The 488-nt window shown below is 58.8% G+C and carries 1 pseudogene; it reads left to right on the top strand.

The features are described 5' to 3' along the window. Positions 1 to 488: pseudogene (locus tag JFY56_RS24185) on the top strand (ornithine carbamoyltransferase); the annotation flags it as partial.

Genomic DNA, 488 nt, shown 5'->3' with positions numbered 1-488 from the left:
GAAGAATCGTCATTTGTTGTCGTTAGCGCATCATAGTACTGAGGAAATCAAGTTCCTCGTCGGCTTGGCTGCAGATCTCAAGGAAGCCAAGTACTGTGGGACGGAGCAGCCGCTCCTCAGGGGGAAGAACATTGCCCTCATTTTCGAGAAGGCGTCGACTCGTACCCGCTGCGCCTTCGAGGTGGCGGCTCACGACCAGGGTGCTCACGTGACCTACTTGGGGCCCAGCGGATCACACATTGGCCACAAGGAGTCCATGAAGGACACGGCCCGCGTCCTGGGGCGTATGTATGACGGCATCGAGTACCGCGGGTTCCACCAGTCGGTGGTGGAAGAGCTGGCTGAATACGCAGGTGTCCCGGTTTTCAATGGCCTGACTGACGAGTTCCACCCGACCCAGATGCTCGCTGACGCTCTCACCATGCGTGAGCACGCCGAGAAACCGTTCCACGAGATCAAGTTCGCTTACGTCGGCGACGGGCGCAACA

Source organism: Pseudomonas schmalbachii, assembly GCF_017589465.1.
Lineage (GTDB): Bacteria > Pseudomonadota > Gammaproteobacteria > Pseudomonadales > Pseudomonadaceae > Pseudomonas > Pseudomonas schmalbachii.
The sequence above is the reverse complement of the archived record's forward strand: the minus strand, read 5'-3'. Positions and strand labels throughout refer to the sequence as shown.